The 15,892-nt window shown below is 60.8% G+C and carries 14 protein-coding genes; 8 read left to right on the top strand and 6 right to left on the bottom strand.

The window, feature by feature from the left end; genetic code table 11:
- Nucleotides 1-101: 101 nt before the first annotated feature.
- Nucleotides 102-248 (top strand): hypothetical protein, encoded by a 147-nt coding sequence (locus I6N93_RS14670; RefSeq protein ID WP_176222564.1) that lies wholly within the window; start codon nucleotides 102-104, stop codon nucleotides 246-248.
- Here the strand turns inward: I6N93_RS14670 and I6N93_RS14665 are convergent.
- The 5 genes from I6N93_RS14665 to I6N93_RS14645 form a co-directional block, all read right to left on the bottom strand.
- Nucleotides 224-1,723, bottom strand: a complete 1,500-nt coding sequence (locus I6N93_RS14665; protein ID WP_085689638.1) for a SulP family inorganic anion transporter — start codon at nucleotides 1,721-1,723, stop codon at nucleotides 224-226. The genes I6N93_RS14670 and I6N93_RS14665 overlap by 25 nt on opposite strands.
- Before the next feature lie 152 nt (nucleotides 1,724-1,875).
- Complete coding sequence (locus I6N93_RS14660; protein ID WP_085689636.1) at nucleotides 1,876-2,706, bottom strand: hypothetical protein; 831 nt, start codon at nucleotides 2,704-2,706, stop codon at nucleotides 1,876-1,878.
- Nucleotides 2,707-2,733: 27 nt separating this feature from the next.
- The gene (locus I6N93_RS14655; protein WP_085689634.1) at nucleotides 2,734-4,296 is read right to left on the bottom strand and encodes a hypothetical protein; all 1,563 of its coding nucleotides are present in this window, start codon (nucleotides 4,294-4,296) and stop codon (nucleotides 2,734-2,736) included.
- A 15-nt stretch (nucleotides 4,297-4,311) separates the two neighbouring features.
- The gene (locus I6N93_RS14650) at nucleotides 4,312-5,769 is read right to left on the bottom strand and encodes an OmpA family protein (protein ID WP_232100168.1); all 1,458 of its coding nucleotides are present in this window, start codon (nucleotides 5,767-5,769) and stop codon (nucleotides 4,312-4,314) included.
- A gap of 320 nt (nucleotides 5,770-6,089) precedes the next feature.
- Nucleotides 6,090-6,989 carry an AEC family transporter gene (locus tag I6N93_RS14645; RefSeq protein WP_085689630.1) on the bottom strand — a complete coding sequence of 300 codons (900 nt, stop codon included), beginning with the start codon at nucleotides 6,987-6,989 and terminating at the stop codon, nucleotides 6,090-6,092.
- 174 nt (nucleotides 6,990-7,163) lie between these two features.
- On the opposite strand from I6N93_RS14645, the gene I6N93_RS14640 reads away from it, so the two are divergent.
- The 6 genes from I6N93_RS14640 (at nucleotide 7,164) to I6N93_RS14615 (ending at nucleotide 14,355) form a co-directional block, all read left to right on the top strand.
- The gene (locus tag I6N93_RS14640) at nucleotides 7,164-8,084 is read left to right on the top strand and encodes a LysR family transcriptional regulator (RefSeq protein ID WP_085689628.1); all 921 of its coding nucleotides are present in this window, start codon (nucleotides 7,164-7,166) and stop codon (nucleotides 8,082-8,084) included.
- Nucleotides 8,085-8,204: 120 nt separating this feature from the next.
- Complete coding sequence (locus I6N93_RS14635) at nucleotides 8,205-9,128, top strand: N-carbamoyl-D-amino-acid hydrolase (RefSeq protein ID WP_085689626.1); 924 nt, start codon at nucleotides 8,205-8,207, stop codon at nucleotides 9,126-9,128.
- A 128-nt stretch (nucleotides 9,129-9,256) separates the two neighbouring features.
- Nucleotides 9,257-10,855 carry an ABC transporter substrate-binding protein gene (locus I6N93_RS14630; protein WP_085689624.1) on the top strand — a complete coding sequence of 533 codons (1,599 nt, stop codon included), beginning with the start codon at nucleotides 9,257-9,259 and terminating at the stop codon, nucleotides 10,853-10,855.
- Between the two features lie 32 nt (nucleotides 10,856-10,887).
- Nucleotides 10,888-11,829, top strand: a complete 942-nt coding sequence (locus I6N93_RS14625) for an ABC transporter permease (RefSeq protein WP_085689622.1) — start codon at nucleotides 10,888-10,890, stop codon at nucleotides 11,827-11,829.
- 10 nt (nucleotides 11,830-11,839) lie between these two features.
- Nucleotides 11,840-12,715, top strand: coding sequence for an ABC transporter permease (locus I6N93_RS14620; RefSeq protein ID WP_085689620.1), 876 nt, complete (start codon nucleotides 11,840-11,842; stop codon nucleotides 12,713-12,715).
- Nucleotides 12,712-14,355 (top strand): ABC transporter ATP-binding protein, encoded by a 1,644-nt coding sequence (locus I6N93_RS14615; RefSeq protein ID WP_085689618.1) that lies wholly within the window; start codon nucleotides 12,712-12,714, stop codon nucleotides 14,353-14,355. Before I6N93_RS14620 ends, I6N93_RS14615 begins: the two co-directional genes overlap by 4 nt.
- Here I6N93_RS14615 and I6N93_RS17310 read toward each other — a convergent pair.
- On the bottom strand, nucleotides 14,286-14,549 hold the full coding sequence (locus tag I6N93_RS17310) for a hypothetical protein (RefSeq protein WP_232100074.1): 264 nt from the start codon (nucleotides 14,547-14,549) through the stop codon (nucleotides 14,286-14,288). The two genes, I6N93_RS14615 and I6N93_RS17310, sit on opposite strands and share 70 nt — an antisense overlap.
- Here I6N93_RS17310 and I6N93_RS14610 point away from each other — a divergent pair.
- Nucleotides 14,520-15,797 (top strand): N-acyl-D-amino-acid deacylase family protein, encoded by a 1,278-nt coding sequence (locus tag I6N93_RS14610; protein ID WP_232100072.1) that lies wholly within the window; start codon nucleotides 14,520-14,522, stop codon nucleotides 15,795-15,797. The two genes, I6N93_RS17310 and I6N93_RS14610, sit on opposite strands and share 30 nt — an antisense overlap.
- Nucleotides 15,798-15,892 lie beyond the last annotated feature (95 nt).

Raw genomic sequence — 15,892 nt, 5'->3', positions numbered from 1 at the left:
TAGCTCCTCTGTACCTCTCACGGCGGTCAGGTCTTTTTCTGCCAAAACCGCTTCCAGCGAGGTTTTCTGACGAGCTGGCTCGTGTGGTGACCGACGAAAACATGCGCAAGCAATGCCGCCGCATTCAGGAAAAATACGGCGAAAAGATTCACTGTCTGGAGAATGTTGGATACGCGCTGGAACAGCCGCATCAGCGCCATGCCAACAAGCTGGACAGTGTCGTTTACAGATGGCCTGACAGCCGCTGATGCATGTGGGTACTGTGGGCGTCCAGCCCGATGATCGACACGCGGGTGTTATAGCGGAGATAGCGATTTTCGATGGCATCCAGCGCGGCTACGCTGGAGGCGTCCCAGATTTGTGCGTAGGTGAGATCGACGGTCACCTGCTGCGGATCTTCGGCGTACTGGAAATGCTCGAACAGATCGTTGCTGCTGCCGAAAAACAGCGGGCCTTTCACGCGGTAACACACCGACTTCCCGTCCGCGCTGACTTCCCGCTCGGCATCGATCACATGGGCGACGCGCCGGGCGAACAGCAGAATAGCGAAGATAACGCCGCCTGCGACGCCAATCGCCAGATTGCCGGTCCATACCGTGGCCATCACGGTGACGATCATGATCAGGGTTTCGGACAGCGGCATCCGCCGCAGCGTCGCGGGCTGCAAACTGTGCCAGTTCACGGTTTTCAACGCGACGATCATCATGATGCCGGCCAGCGTCACCATTGGGATCTGCGCCATGATGTGGCTCAAACCGGTCACCAAAATCAGCAGAACCAGTCCCGCCGCAGCGGTGGAAACCCGGCTGCGGGCTTTTCCCATCTCCACGTTGACGACCGTTTGCCCGATCATTGCGCAGCCTGCCATCCCGCCGTAAAAACCCGCGAAGATATTGCCGACGCCCAGCCCCCAGCACTCACGCTGTTTGCTGGAGTGCGTATCGGTGATGTCGTCCACCATTTTGGCGGTCAGCAGCGACTCCATCAGCCCGACAAACGCCACGCTGAGCGCTGTCGGCCAGATAATGGACAGCGTTTCCAGATTCAGCGGTTTGGTCAACTGGGTGAACCCCGGCAGTCCGGTCTGCATCGGCCCCGCATCGCCTACGGTCGGGACGTGCAGCCCGGCCAGCAGCGCGATGGCGGTGATGACCACGATCGCTATCAACGGCGATGGCACGCTTTTTAGCAGGTAAGGCAGCAGGATGACAATCGCGATCGTCGCGGCGAACAGCAGCCAGACGGCGGGCGACTGTCCCAGCACGTGCGGCACCTGCGCCGCAAAAATCAGTATCCCCAGCGCGTTGACGAAGCCGAGCATGACCGAGCGCGGAATATAACGCATCATGCGCGCCAGGCCGACCAGCCCGAACACAATCTGAATGAGCCCCGCCAGAATGACGGCGGGCAGGATATAGCCCACGCCATGAGCATGCACCATCGGCCCGATGACCAGCGCGACCGAACCGGCGGCGGCGGTCACCATCGCAGGGCGGCCGCCCAGCACGGAGAGAGTGAGGCACAGCACGACGGAGGCGATCAGGCTCACCTTGGGGTCCACGCCGGCGATAACGGAAAACGATATCACCTCGGGGATCAGCGCGAGAGCGGTGATGATCCCTGCCAGACATTCGCGGGTGAGCGCAGAAGGCGAACGTAATACGGCGGACACCGAAGCGGATCCGGCCGGGGTTTTTACTGCGGTATCGGGAGAGGGCGTCATAGCGATTTTTTGTGGTTGAGGGGAGCGATAAGAACGCGGTAGTGAAAAGCATAATTTATCGCCGGGATAAATGATACCGCGATGGGCAAGGAGAAAAGACGGCCGGGGGGGAAGCGCCCCGCCGTCATTGAGCACAGTAATTATCCCATTAGTTAGCGTAGATCCACCGTCAGTTCCGGCGTGCCGAAGCCGATCAGTTTGGCATTAGACGCCTCAAAATAGTCCTGCCAGAAGGTTTTCAACTGCTGCAATACTTTTCCCGAGCGATAGCCGTTTTTCGCATTGATATCGATCAGGCCGGCACCCGCGACATACACGTTGGCGCCGCCAAAATCCGCCAGCAACCTCTGTCGTGTAACGCGCTGCAACTGGTCCTGCGGCGAGAGTTCACGAATGGCCTGCTGGCGGTAGAAACTATCGAAATCGCTGTTTTCCAGCATGTCCGAGATCAGCAATATCGTGGTCTGTAAAGACGGACTGTGCTGCAGATCGCTAGCGATGTGCTTCAGGCTGTCGAGAATTTCGCTTTTGGCGATACGCGTTTGATTATCAGCGAAGCTCGCGGCCATGTGTCCGCCCAAGGTCTTGGCGAAGAACTGCTGCTGCTGAACCAGACAACCGTCCAGCGATTTGAGGCTGTCCATCCCGATGCCGTTGCGGATCTTCTTATCGGTCAACGGCATTTCCAGCCGTCCATCGAATACCCGCGTCATGTACTTGTCCTGCAGCAGGGCCGAGAATTGGTACAGCAGGACGTGGTCGCCCGGCTGCACGAAACGCAGCACCTGATTCCAGGTGGATTTCTTCAGTTCGAGCGGTACTCTGACCGTCTGATCGACGATGATAACCAGCGTCCGGCCCGATTCCTCCGGGCGATACTGCGACATGTGCGCATAGTCATAGCAGCTCGGGATATCGTTACGCGGCGCGGCGGCGACCGCCGTGCTGATCCCCAACAGCAGCAGGGCAAGGCAATATTTCATGACCGGTTCCTTTATTTCTTCTCTTTTCTAGGCGCGCGCTTTGTTGAGAATCGCCTGGACACGTTGGCGGCTCGCCAGCGCATCCAGAGATAGTCCCAGCGCCTTCGCCACCTGCGCCAGCTCTTCTGTGCTCAGCGTGGTCAGATCGCCGAGGTTTTCAATCCGTGCTGTTTCGTCGCGGACGGTGGCGGCAAGCGACGTTTCAGGCGCTGCCGTCGTCGCGGAACTGACGGTCTCCGAAGCCGGAGAAGCAACGGCCGGCGCAGTCTGCGGTGTTTTTATCTGAGTCTGTGCATGCGTCTGGTTATGGCGGCTGTTTTCGCGATCTGACTGCTTGCCGAGCACGTAGTCGTCAAAGGTCGGCATCTGGGACAGCGGTTCGCTGCGGCCGTTTTGCCGTTGCATCATCAGTCGGTTTTGCAGCGTGGCGAGTTTCTGCTGCGCATCGCGCTCTACGCGTTCGCGGCGGGCGGCATGGTAGGCGGCGAACTCATCCGAACCGCTGAAGTTGCCGATGTATTTGGCGGCTTTGGCGGAGTCGATGCCTGCGAACGAGCGGAAAATCCCGATGAGGATCCCTATCAGCTGCACGCCCACAAAAATGACAGAAAGGATGATGAAGGTCAGCTTCGAGGCGAAAACGCGATTGCTGGTGACGTCGGCGACGGCCTGTTTGTCCGCGGCATGGTTGTCTTCGACCGCGGCGGCAGGCAGCTCGAACGGCGAACCGCCGCTTTCTGCGCCGCTCTGACTAAACGGCGAGGCGTTGACGGCCTGGGTCTCCATCGCATTGATCGTGGCGGCGCGAATAAAGTAGGCGCCAAAGGCGAACGTGGTGATCAGGACCAACGCGACGAAGGTGCACCAGTACTGCGGCTTGACCTGAACGCTGTGGTTGATGCGATTCAGGATCTGGATGTAGTTCGGCTCGTCGTCGTCGTCGCGGCTATTTTCCAGCGTGATCCTGTGGCTGCTCATCAGGTCTTTGGCGGTGCCGCTGTGGCGCGCTTCGGAGTACCAGTAGCGGATTTTTTTCAGCAGCGTGTTTTTGTGCAGTTCGGCCCCCATCAGATGGGTGGCCGGCACCAGAATCACCCCGATCAGGACCGAGATGACCAGGGCGGAAAACTCAGCCTGATTGGCGGAGATGTTGTTGGCGATAAAGGGCGACAGCACCAGTGCGAAAATAAAGGCTTCCAGAATCACCAGCGCGATGCTGCACAGCCACAGGATGATGCCGGTGGGTTTGCGTCCGCGTTCCTCGACTTTATCGAGGTAATCGACGCAGCGACGGTAGAAGCTTGCGTCGCGGCTGGTGGTTTGGTGATAGGCGTAATATTTGGCGCACAGGGCTTCTTCCGACGGATACCACTCTGTCTTACCGGTGCCCGGTCGGCGGGGTTCATGGCTGCGCGACAGGCGAGCGATGTGGCCGATAAGCGGAAATCCGGCGGCCAGATTGAGGAAAAAGTAGCTCACGGTATTCCACCAGCGGATCACCACCAGCGTGAGCGCCATTAACCCGAACAGCGGCCAGAAAATGTAGCGATAAGTCGCAATGGCCTCGGCGATAGTCTGAAATAATTCCATAGCATTGTCCTTAAATTAGCTGCGTGCTGGCGTGTAGGCCGCCATATAGTCTTTGTTGTCGCCGTCGCCGAAGTAGAACAGCTGGCCCTGCTGACTTTTAGGCTTGTCTTTATCGACCAGCAGGTCGATGCAGGACAGGTTTTGCTGCTGTCCGTCCTGAATGTAAACGCGATAGAGAATGTTGTCTTCGCCTTCCCACGCGTTCGCGACCGCTTTCAGCGGCACATCGGCTTTGCGGTTGTTATTCATATAGTTGCGCGTGATGTAGACCTTGGGATCTTCCGTCACGCTGACGTTTTCACGCAATACGCGCACGGGAGACAGCGTGACCAAATGGCCATTGACCAGCCCGGCCCAGGCGCGGCCGTTCATCCCCGGTAGATACTCCCGCGTTTCATGAACCTCTAACGATTGGCCGCTGGCCAGATTCCTGGCTTCGCCGCTGACGCGTACCGTATCGGCGATGCAGCTTTTGGCGACGACGCTGGCGTGGGCCTCGCCGATCAGGCTGAAGCCGCGATGCTGCGGTTTTAGATTGGCCGCGAGACTCGGCAGGCTGGCGTTGACCACATCGCCGCCGAAATCGACGTAATTTTTGCTCTCGATGGCTTTCGCTGGCCGAGGGGGTGACGATATCGATGGTGCGGATACGGCGGGGTCTTCCCTACGGGGAGCTGTCTTCGTGTTTGCCGACGGACGCTTCGCTACGGCAGTCGCCGTGCTGGCTGTGCCGTGCTCCAGATAGCGCGGGTTATTGCCTTCCTGCTGTAAGCGCTGTTTCAGCAGGGCTTCGTTCGCGAGTCCCACCAATTCAACCCGGCGGTTGGCGGCGCGGCCTGTGTCCGTTTCGTTGTCAGCGATGGGCCGTGACGACCCCGCGCCCTGAAAATACAGGCGATCGGCGCTGATGCCCGACTGTTCCAATACGCGGCCGACGTTGCGCGCCCGCTGTTCGGATAACCGCTGATTCAGGCTGGCGCTGCCGGTGGCGTCAGTGTGGCCCACGACCAGCAGCAGTCCGGTATCGTTGCCGTCTCCGGTCTTCATCGCGGCGGCGATCTTTTTCACCTGACGTAGCCCGTCGGGCGTCAGCGCCGCGCTTCCCGTGGGGAACATGGCGCTGTCTTCCACCTGCGCGACAATGCCCACGGCATCGTTGCCGGACGATTGATCCGTTTTCAGCGTTTCTGTATGAATAGCGATTTTTTCATCGGCGGCGATCTGCGCCAGCGCCTTTTCCCGACTCTGCCAGACGTTGCCTAGCGCACAGCCGGCGATGCCCCCGAGAATCCCGCCGGCGACGGCTTTTTTCGCATCACCGGTGGCGAGATAGGTCAAACCGCCGCCTAATGCCGCGCCGCCGACACAGCCAATGGCGGTACCGTAGGATTGACCCATATTGTGCATGCTGGAACAGCTGGAAGTTAAGGAGACAATCATGGCGAGAACGGTGGCTTTCCGTAAGTGCTTCACTTTCAAACTCTGATCCTCAGACGTAGACCACCCATCCATAGTGTAAGTGGCAGGTAATAGAAGGTAAAAAAAGGTCAGGATGAGTATGAAAACATGAATGCAGGCTTAGCGCTATTGTTTTGCGCCCGAACTTTTCGCGTGCTTGAAACGTGAAAATGGATTCAAACGGCACACGTCACACCTCTCAAAAAAGGCTGAACTCATTGCTGAAAAACTGAAGATGCCGTTGTACAGGATTACGGAAGTAACCGTTAACATGGCTGGCGGACATCGATAACGCTCTGCTTCAACGGCCCTCTTTACCCGAGTATGGCGGCGATTTACCGCAGGCTGGCTATCCACATCCACAGCGGAAGGGTAGCCATTGACAGCAGGGTCGTGAGGCAAATCGCAGAGCTGCCGATCTGGATATCTTCCTGAGTGCGGGCAAAGCCGAGCACGTTGACGCCGGAAGGGTTCGCCGCCATCAGCACCAGCACGCCGCGCGGAATGCCGTCGATGTGGAGCAGCAAGCAGGTTAGTAGCACCAGTAACGGCATGAACACCAGTTTAGCGGCGGCGATGCCGACGGCGTGGGCGTTGGGACGCAGCCGGTAGCCGGAGAGATTCGCGCCCAGCACGATCAGCGCGCAGGGCAGCGCCGCCTGCGCCAGCCAGGTCGCCAGTTTCATGCTCCAGCCGGGCAGCGCCAGGTTCGACAGGTTGACCACGGTCCCCAACAGCAGGCCGACAATCATCGGGTTGGCGAGACTGGCGACCAGTACCCCTGGCTTGAACGGTTCGCTGCCGGCGAAGCTGTCATAGAAACTCTGGGCGCTGAACAGCAGCAGGCTGTGCACGGCAAGCACGGTAAACAGCAATATCAGCCCCTCGCCGCCGTACAGACCGGCCACCATCGCCAGGCCGATCAAGGCATTGTTGCCGAAAGCGGCGGTCAGTCCGAACGGGGTGGGACGCCCCAGGCTGCGGTGGACGAAGACGTTGACCGCGGCGAAGACGAGCAGCGCCGGAACGAAGTAGGCCGCCAGCAGCGTGGTGTTCAAGCCGTCGTGCAGCGGCGCCGCGATCATGCCGGTAAACAGAACCATCGGCATGAACAGCTTGAAAGCCAGCACGCCCAACGCCTTGTTGGCGAGAGGATCGAGCACGCCCCGGCGGGCCAGCGCGTAGCCCAACAGGATCAATAGAAAGATCGGCAGGATCGTTTGTGGAATGGCCACGGCGGGAGCCTCCTTTTCAACATGGCGGAAGGCTATTAATAGCCACTCCGGTGTTGCTTGTCAGCGCGACTTTCGGCGAGTTCGGGCCATTGGCATACAAATTGCTAACTATCTATAACCTATTGTTAAGCGTTCGATGGGACGACGACGCCGAAATGCCAACGAGGTCCGCCTATGCCGTCGCTCAACCTACGTCAGATCGAAGTCTTTCGGGCGGTGATGATCACCGGCTCGATCAACGGCGCCGCTCAACTTTTGTATGTATCCCAGCCCGCCGTCAGCCGCATGTTGTCTCATACCGAAGCACGGATTGGCTTCCAGCTCTTTGAACGGGTCAAAGGGCGACTGTACCCCTCTCCTGAGGCGCGTAGCCTCTTCAGCGACGTGGAGTCGGTCTACCGCGATATTCAGCGGGTCAACACCACGTTGCACAATCTGGTCCAGCAGCGCCACGGCGTATTGCGCATCGCCAGCAGCCCCAGTCTGGGGCATCAGCTGGTGCCTGACGCCATCGCTGCTTTCCGGCGGTGCAACGAAGACATTCTCGTCAGCCTGGAATGTCTGCGCCATGTCCTGCTGCGCGACAGGCTGCTCGACCAGCAGGCGGACCTCGGGATCTCCCTTTTTCCCATCGATCACCCCAATTTGCGCGCGGTGCCGCTAAGCTATATACGAGTGATGGTGGTGTGCCCGGCGGATCACCCGCTGACGCGAGTGTCGGCGAATGAACTGCCCGACGCGCTGGCGGAGACGCCGTTCATCGGTTACGCCGCCGATACGCCGTTTCATAGCTTTATGAAGCAGGCCTTTGAGCGCGTGGGGTTGCCCTACCGGCCGAGCATCGACGTCGACTCTCCGCATCACGCCTGCGCCCTAGTAAAAAACGGCACCGGTTTTTCCGTCGTCGATGAGATCTCGTTCCGCGCATCCGGGTCCGAGCGTATGGCGGTGCTGCCGATCCTCAACGAAGAACGCCTGACGATTAGTCTGGTTCACCTGCGGCGAGAACCGCTGGCACAGTTTGCGCAGGTTTTTGTCGACAATCTGCGCGGTACGCTGGAAGAGGGCGGTTTTCATCTGTTCAACCTGGATTAACATCAGGTTAATCCCTGCCGACAAATTGGCATACGACAGGGGCGGCAGTCGCTCCCACAATGGCCCTATGCACTGTAAATCGTTTACCGACATCGGGTCGGTCTTGTGGAGGAGTACGGCATGCGCGATATCGTTATCGGCGGCGCCCAGTTAGGGGCGATCCAAAAAAGCGACTCAAGAGAACACGTGGTCCGGCGCATGCTGGCGTTATTGGAGCAGGCTCGGCAGCAAGGCTGCGAGCTGGTGGTTTTCCCCGAGCTGGCGCTGACCACCTTCTTCCCCCGCTGGTATATGGAAGATCAGCAGGAAGTCGATAGCTGGTTCGAACGTGAAATGCCGAACGACGTAACCCGCCCGCTGTTCGATTTTTCCCGCGAACACGGCATCGCCATCACCTTCGGTTATGCGGAACTGACCCCGGACGGCCACCACTACAACACGTCGATCCTGACGGATCGCCAGGGCAACATCGTCGGCAAGTACCGCAAAGTTCATCTGCCGGGACACGTCGAGTTCGATACCCAGCGCGACTTCCAGCATCTGGAAAAACGCTATTTCGAGCCGGGCGATCTGGGTTTTCCGACCTGGGAAACGCAGAACACGGTGATGGGCATGTGTATCTGCAACGACCGTCGCTGGCCTGAAACCTATCGCGTCATGGGGCTGCAGGGCGTTGAGCTGGTCACGCTGGGCTACAACACGCCGTCGGTCAACTCGCAAAATCGCGGCGAGGGCGAGGAACACCGTCTGTTCCACTCCGAGCTGTGCATGCAGGCCGGCGCTTACCAGAACGCGACCTGGGTGGTCGGCGTCGCCAAGGCCGGGGTGGAAGATGGTTTCCCACTGATGGGCGGCAGCGTGATCGTCGACCCCAACGGCTTCGTGGTCGCCCGCGCCACCAGCCATGACGACGAGCTGATCGTCCATCGCTGCGATATGGACCTGTGCCACTTCGGCAAGACCACTATTTTCGACTTCGCCCGTCACCGGCGCATCGAACACTACGGCATCATCACCCGCCAGACCGGCGTGGAGCGTCCCTGAGCAGGAGAAAGTATCGCATTGACATAACCCCGGGCGGCAGGCCACGGCTTACGGCATACCGCTCTCTTTTAACGTGACCACACAGCCAGTTCCGGCACCATTCGTTGCCCTTTTAAGGAGTGTTGAGAATGAAAACGTATCCATCCCGTTCCTTGATTGCCTCTCTGCTGTTGCCGTTCGGCCTGAGCGCCGCGCTGTTTTCCACGTCCGCGCCGGCCGCGGAGAAAACGCTGCACGCGGTGATGTCATCCTCCCTGCGCGTGCTTGATCCCATCGCGACCACCGCGCAGATCACCCGTAACCACGGATACATGATTTACGACACGCTGATCGGGATGGATGAAAATCAGGTTCCGAAACCGCAGATGGCCGACTGGACCGTGTCTCCCGACGGCCTGACCTATACCTTTACGTTACGCGACGGTCTGCTGTGGCATGACGGCAAAGCGGTGACCGCGGCGGACTGCGTCGCTTCACTCAAACGCTGGGCGCGCTACGATGTGGGCGGCCAGCTGATGATGAAATATACCGCAGGGATGACCGCCACCAGCGACAAAACGATCGTCCTGACGTTGTCAAAACCGTTCGGCTACGTGCTGCAGCTGTTGGCCAAGCCTTCCTCCGTCGCGGCATTCATGATGCCGGAGCGCGTCGCCAATACGCCTGACGGCAAGATGATCACCGATTACACCGGTTCCGGCCCGTACACGTTCGTCGCCGGCGAATTCGATCCCGGCAACCGCGTGGTCTACGAGAAATTCCAGCAATACGTCCCGCGCAAAGAGCCAGCCAGCGGCACCACGGGCGGCAAAGTGGTCAAGGTCGATCGGGTGGAGTGGATCAATATGCCGGATCGCATGACGGCGATCAACGCGCTCTCCTCCGGCGATATCGACTTTATTGAGCAGTTGCCGATCGATCTGTTGCCGATGGTGCAGGCCAATCCGGATCTGAAGTCCGGGGTGTTGAGCAAGCTCGGATCGCTGACCGGCGGACGCATGAACTTCCTGTATCCGCCGTTTGATAACCCGGATATCCGCCGCGCCGCGATGCTGGCGATGAGCCAGAAAGACGTGCTCGATGCCCTGGTGGGCAATCCGGAATACTTCAAGCTGTGCGCCTCCGTGTTTGGCTGCGGCACCGCGCTTGAGACGCAGGAGGGCGGCGAATCACTGCTGAAAGGCGGAGACATCGAAGCGGCCAAGGCGCTGCTGAAGAAAGCGGGTTATGACGGCACGCCGGTGGTGATCATGCAGCCGACCGACGTGCCCAGCCAGGCACCGCAGCCGGTGGTTGTGGCGCAGGCGCTGCGCAAGGCCGGATTTAACGTCTCTTTGCAACCGATGGACTGGCAGACGCTGGTGTCGCGCCGCGCTAATCAGAACGCGCCGTCGCAGGGCGGATGGAACCTGTTCTTTACCTACTGGAACGCGGAAACCATCTGGAACCCGGTGGTGAACCCGATGCTGGACGGCAGCGGACGGCAGGGGGCCTGGTTCGGTTGGCCGACCGATCCGAAGATGAATGAACTGCGCGTGGCGTTCGCCACCGCCACCGAGCCCGCCAAGCAGAAAGCGATCGCGGTGGAAATCCAGAAATATGCGATGGATCAGGTCAGCTATATCCCGCTCGGCCAGTTCTATGACGTGGCCGTCTGGAGCAGCCGCATCAGCCACCTGATGACCGGGCCGTCCACAGTGTTCTGGAACGTCGAGAAAAGCGACTGATTACGGTGTGATTAATGCCTTCGGAGGTCCCTATGCTTGGTTACTTCATTCGCCGCGTCCTGGCGGCGATCCCGGTGATGCTGGTGGTCGCGTTGTTTGTTTTCCTGCTGTTGCGGCTGTCACCGGGCGATCCGGCGGCGATTATCGCCGGCGACATGGCGACCCCGCAGCAACTGGAGGCGATCCGCGAAAGTCTGGGTCTGAATCAGCCGTTGTATCAGCAGTTTTTCGTATGGATTTCGCAGCTGCTGCGCGGCGACTTCAGTACGTCTCTGATGGCCCACACGCCGGTATTGACCATGATCGGCCAGCGGCTGGAGCCGACCCTGAGCCTGGCGCTGGTGGCGATCGCCTTCACCATTTTAATCTCCGTGCCGCTGGGCGTACTGGCGGCGTGGAAGCACGGCAGCTGGATAGACAATCTGGTGATGTCAACGTCGGTGCTGGGCTTTTCGGTGCCGGTGTTCGTCATCGGCTATGTCTTGATCACGGTGTTTGCGCTGGAGCTGAGATGGCTCCCGGTGCAGGGCTTTAGCAGCATCACTCGCGGCGTGGTCCCTTTCGCCCAGCGCATCGTGCTGCCGGCGCTGACGCTGTCTTCGGTGTATATCGCGCTGGTGGCGCGCATGACCCGGGCCAGCGTGCTGGAGGTGCTGGGGGAAGACTACATCCGCACCGCCCGCGCCAAAGGGCTGGCGGAGATCCACGTGCTGTTCCGGCACGCGCTGCGTAACGCGATGATCCCGATCCTCACCGTGATCGGCACCGGCTTCGCGCTGATGATCTCCGGCGTGGTGGTGACCGAAAGCGTGTTCAATATCCCGGGGCTGGGACGGCTGATCGTCGATGCCGTGCTGGCGCGCGACTACCCGGTGATTCAGGGCATGATCCTGCTGACCAGCGGGGTGTATGTCATCATCAACCTGCTGATCGATCTGTCGTATGCGATCAGCGACCCACGTATTCGTTACTGAGGGCCCGGCGATGAGTAAACCCGATTCTCTGACTTTGCCCGCGCCCCGGCATCGATGGATCACGCTGCCACGCGTGCCGCTGACGTCAATGATCGCGCTGGTGATCCTGACGCTCATCGTTGCGATGGCGATCTTCGCACCCTGGATAGCCCCTCACGATCCGGTCGCGCTGTCGCCGGCGATGCGGCTGAAACCGCCCGGCGCGGAATTCTGGCTAGGGACGGACGCCTACGGACGCGACCTGTTTTCGCGCATTGTCTACGGCGCGCGAATTTCCCTGATCGTCGGCGTGGGCGTGACGGTGATGAGCGTCTTAATCGGCCTGCCGCTAGGCTTGCTGGCCGGTTATTTTCGCGGCATTGATGCGTTGATGATGCGGGTGATGGACGGCCTGATGGCGATCCCCGGTATCCTGCTGGCGATTGCGATCGTTTCCCTCAGCAGCGCCGGTATCTGGACCGTCATGATCGCGATCATGGTGCCCGAGATCCCGCAGGTGGTGCGTCTGGTGCGCTCCCGGGTACTGTCGACTCGCGAAGAGCCGTATGTCGAGGCGGCGGTGCTGATGGGCACCTCGACGTTTAAGGTGCTGACCCGGCACCTGATGCCGAACACGCTGGCGCCGCTTATCGTACAAAGCACCTATATCTGCGCTTCCGCCATCCTCACCGAGGCGATCCTATCGTTCCTCGGCGCGGGCATCGGCACCGAGATCCCGACCTGGGGCAATATCATTTCCGAGGGACGCGTCTACTTCCAGCTTAAACCTTCGCTGGTGCTGTGGGCCGGGCTGGCCCTGTCGCTGTGTATATTGTCGATCAACCTGCTGGGCGATGCGGTGAGCGATGCGCTCGACCCGCGCCTGAAGAAAAGGGGAGCCGCATGAGCGAACACCGGAAGGATATTCTGCGCGTGGAAAACCTCTGCGTGAATACGGCGCAGGGCGCGCCGATCCTGCAAGGCATCTCATTCGAGATCCAGGCGGGAGAGACCGTCTGCCTGGTCGGGGAGAGCGGCTCGGGCAAGTCGGTGACGTCGCTGGCGACGCTCGGGCTGTTGCCCAAAGGTGCGCTGAGCGCGACCGGCGGGCGGATCCTGCTGGACGGCGAAGATGTGTTGCAGGTCAGCAATGGTCGCCTCAAGGCGCTGCGCGGCAGCCGCATGGCGATGATTTTTCAGGAGCCGATGACCGCGCTCAACCCGGTACTGACGGTCGGTCGGCAGATTGACGAAGTGTTGCAGACCCACACGGACCTGCACGCCCAGGCGCGCAAGGCGCGGGTGCTGAACGCGCTGTCTCAGGTGCATCTGCCGGACATTGAGCGGGTGTACGAAGCCTATCCGCATCAGCTGAGCGGCGGCCAGCGCCAGCGCATCATGATTGCCATGGCGCTGGTGCTGGAGCCGCGCCTGCTTATCGCCGACGAGCCGACCACCGCGTTGGACGTCACGACCCAACAGCAGATCCTTAAGCTGATCCGCGAGTTGCAGCAGAAGCATGGCACGGCGGTGCTGTTTATCACGCATGACATGGGCGTGGTCGTGGATATCGCCGACCGCGTGTGCGTGATGCGGCAAGGACATATCGTGGAGTCGGGCACCGTACAGCAGGTGCTTTCGGCGCCGCAAGAAGCGTATACCCAGGCCCTGTTGTCGGCGGTGCCGCGCCTGGCGCCCCGGGCGGCGCGGCGCGAGGCCGCCAGCGCGCAGGTGGTGCTCGACGTCGTCGAGCTGGGTAAAACCTACCCGGCGGCGGGCAGCGCGTGGTCACCGTTTCGGAAACGGCGGCAAGGCACGCGGGCCGTCCACGACGTGTCGTTTATGCTCAAGCGCGGCCGCACGCTGGGCATCGTCGGGGAGAGCGGTTCCGGCAAGTCGACGCTGGCGCGCTGCGTGATGCGTTTGCTGACGCCGACCTGCGGCGCGGTACGAGTGACCGGCAACGATATTTCCGAGCTGACGCCGGTGGGACTCAAGCCGCATCGTAAGCGAATTCAGATGGTGTTTCAGGACCCTAACCGGTCGCTGAATCCACGCATGAGCATTGGCCGGAGTCTGGTGGAAGGACCGATGAATTTCGGCATGCCCTTCGCGCAGGCCTGGGCGCGGGGTCAGGCGCTGCTGGAACTGGTCGGGCTACCGGCGGACGCTATCGACCGCTTTCCGCATCAGTTTTCCGGCGGTCAGCGGCAGCGTATCGCCATTGCCCGCGCGCTGGCGATGGAGCCGGACGTCATCGTCGCCGATGAGGCCGTGTCTGCGCTTGACGTTTCGGTGCAGGCGCAGGTGCTGCAACTGCTGGCGGATATCCAGACGCGTATGCAGGTCGCCATTTTGTTCATCACCCACGATTTACGTGTGGCCGCTCAGGTCTGCGACGATGTGCTGGTGATGCAGCACGGTCAGGTAGTCGAATATGGGCCGGCGGCCGATGTGCTGGCCCATCCCCAGCAGCCCTATACCCAGCAACTGATGGAGGCGGTTCCCGGTAAGGGATGGGACTTCGCCGCCGGACGGAGGATGTGACGATGATCTACGATCTGCTGTTCCTGAACGTCACCGTGGTCGATGGCACGGGCGCCGATCCTTATGTCGCCGACGTCGCTATCTGCGGCGATCGGATCGTCGCCATCGGGCAACTGGCCGGATGCGACGCCGGGCGGACGATCGACGGCGACGGCCGTTGCCTGATGCCGGGATTTATCGATGTCCATACGCATGATGATACCCACGTCATCCGCACGCCCGATATGCTGGCGAAGATTTCGCAGGGCGTGACCACCGTGATCGTCGGCAACTGCGGGATCAGTGCATCGCCGGTGGTGTTGCGGGGCGCGCCGCCGGATCCGATGAATCTGCTGGGCGGCGAAGAGGCCTTTGTCTATCCGACCTTCGGCGACTACGCCGAGGCCGTGGAACGCGCCCGCCCGAGCGTCAACGTGGCGGCGTTGATCGGCCATACGGCGCTGCGGGCCAACGTGATGAACCGCTTCGATCGCCCGGCGACGTCATCTGAATTGGCGAGTATGTGCGAGACGCTGGAAAAGGCGCTCGACGCGGGCGCCATCGGCCTCAGCTCCGGGCTGGCTTACACCAATGCGAAGCTGGCGCCGCTGGAGGAGATGCAGCGCCTGGTGGATATCGTCGGCGCGCACGGCGCGCTCTACACCACGCATATGCGCAACGAACACGACGGCCTGCTGGATTCGCTGCAGGAGTCGTTCGATACCGCCCGCCGGGCGGGGGCCGAGCTGGTGATCTCCCACCTCAAGTGCGCCGGAGCCGGCAACTGGGGCCGCGCCCCGTTGGCGCTGGCCGCGCTGGAAAAAGCGGCGGGCGAGCAATCCTGCAACTGCGACTGTTATCCGTATTCGGCCAGTTCCACCACGCTGGACGCCTGGCGCGTCGACGGCAAGATGGAGATCTTCATCACCTGGTCCGATCCCCATCCGGAAATGGCCCGGCAGACGCTTAAAGCGATCGCCGAACAATGGGGCGTCGATCAGTGGGAAGCCACAGAGCGTCTGCGGCCGGCAGGGGCGATCTATCACATGATGAGCGAAGACGATGTGCGTCAGATCCTCGCGCATCCGCTGTCGATGGTAGGCTCCGACGGGCTGCCCAACGATCCCAATCCGCACCCGCGGCTCTGGGGGACGTTTCCACGCGTGCTGGCGCATTATTGCCGGGATCTGAAGCTGTTCGATCTGGCCGAAGCCGTGCGCAAGATGACGGGGTTGTCCGCCGCGCGTTTCCGCTTGCGGGATCGGGGCGTGGTGCGCGAAGGCGCGTTCGCCGACGTGACGCTGGTCGATATGGCGGCGATCCAGGACGTCGCGACCTACGGCGACCCGTGTCGGATCGCGCCGGGCATCGATCTGGTGGTGGTCAATGGCGTGGTGAGTTATGAACAGGGCAGGGTACAGCAGCGGCAAGGGCGGTTGTTAAAGCGGGCGGGCACCGCATAACCGAAATGAGACTTTGGCAAAGACGTTGCCGCTTCGCTGAAAAATATCCCATTAATACGAGGGTTATCGACGCACTCGTTTATCATCAGGAGGTC

Source organism: Lonsdalea populi, from assembly GCF_015999465.1.
Lineage (GTDB): Bacteria > Pseudomonadota > Gammaproteobacteria > Enterobacterales > Enterobacteriaceae > Lonsdalea > Lonsdalea populi.
Note: the sequence above shows the minus strand (reverse complement) of the source record. Positions and strands in the feature narration are given on the sequence as shown.

What these genes read in the sequence shown, in the direction of transcription:
- I6N93_RS14615 (WP_085689618.1), top strand. Translation starts at nt 12,712, where the DNA reads ATGAGCGAACACCGGAAGGATATTCTGCGCGTGGAAAACCTCTGCGTG.
- I6N93_RS14610 (WP_232100072.1), top strand. Translation starts at nt 14,520, where the DNA reads ATGCCGGGATTTATCGATGTCCATACGCATGATGATACCCACGTCATC.
- I6N93_RS14635 (WP_085689626.1), top strand. Translation starts at nt 8,205, where the DNA reads ATGCGCGATATCGTTATCGGCGGCGCCCAGTTAGGGGCGATCCAAAAA.
- I6N93_RS14670 (WP_176222564.1), top strand. Translation starts at nt 102, where the DNA reads ATGCGCAAGCAATGCCGCCGCATTCAGGAAAAATACGGCGAAAAGATT.
- I6N93_RS14630 (WP_085689624.1), top strand. Translation starts at nt 9,257, where the DNA reads ATGAAAACGTATCCATCCCGTTCCTTGATTGCCTCTCTGCTGTTGCCG.
- I6N93_RS14640 (WP_085689628.1), top strand. Translation starts at nt 7,164, where the DNA reads ATGCCGTCGCTCAACCTACGTCAGATCGAAGTCTTTCGGGCGGTGATG.
- I6N93_RS14660 (WP_085689636.1), bottom strand. Translation starts at nt 2,706, where the DNA reads ATGAAATATTGCCTTGCCCTGCTGCTGTTGGGGATCAGCACGGCGGTC.
- I6N93_RS17310 (WP_232100074.1), bottom strand. Translation starts at nt 14,549, where the DNA reads ATGCGTATGGACATCGATAAATCCCGGCATCAGGCAACGGCCGTCGCC.
- I6N93_RS14655 (WP_085689634.1), bottom strand. Translation starts at nt 4,296, where the DNA reads ATGGAATTATTTCAGACTATCGCCGAGGCCATTGCGACTTATCGCTAC.
- I6N93_RS14665 (WP_085689638.1), bottom strand. Translation starts at nt 1,723, where the DNA reads ATGACGCCCTCTCCCGATACCGCAGTAAAAACCCCGGCCGGATCCGCT.
- I6N93_RS14625 (WP_085689622.1), top strand. Translation starts at nt 10,888, where the DNA reads ATGCTTGGTTACTTCATTCGCCGCGTCCTGGCGGCGATCCCGGTGATG.
- I6N93_RS14620 (WP_085689620.1), top strand. Translation starts at nt 11,840, where the DNA reads ATGAGTAAACCCGATTCTCTGACTTTGCCCGCGCCCCGGCATCGATGG.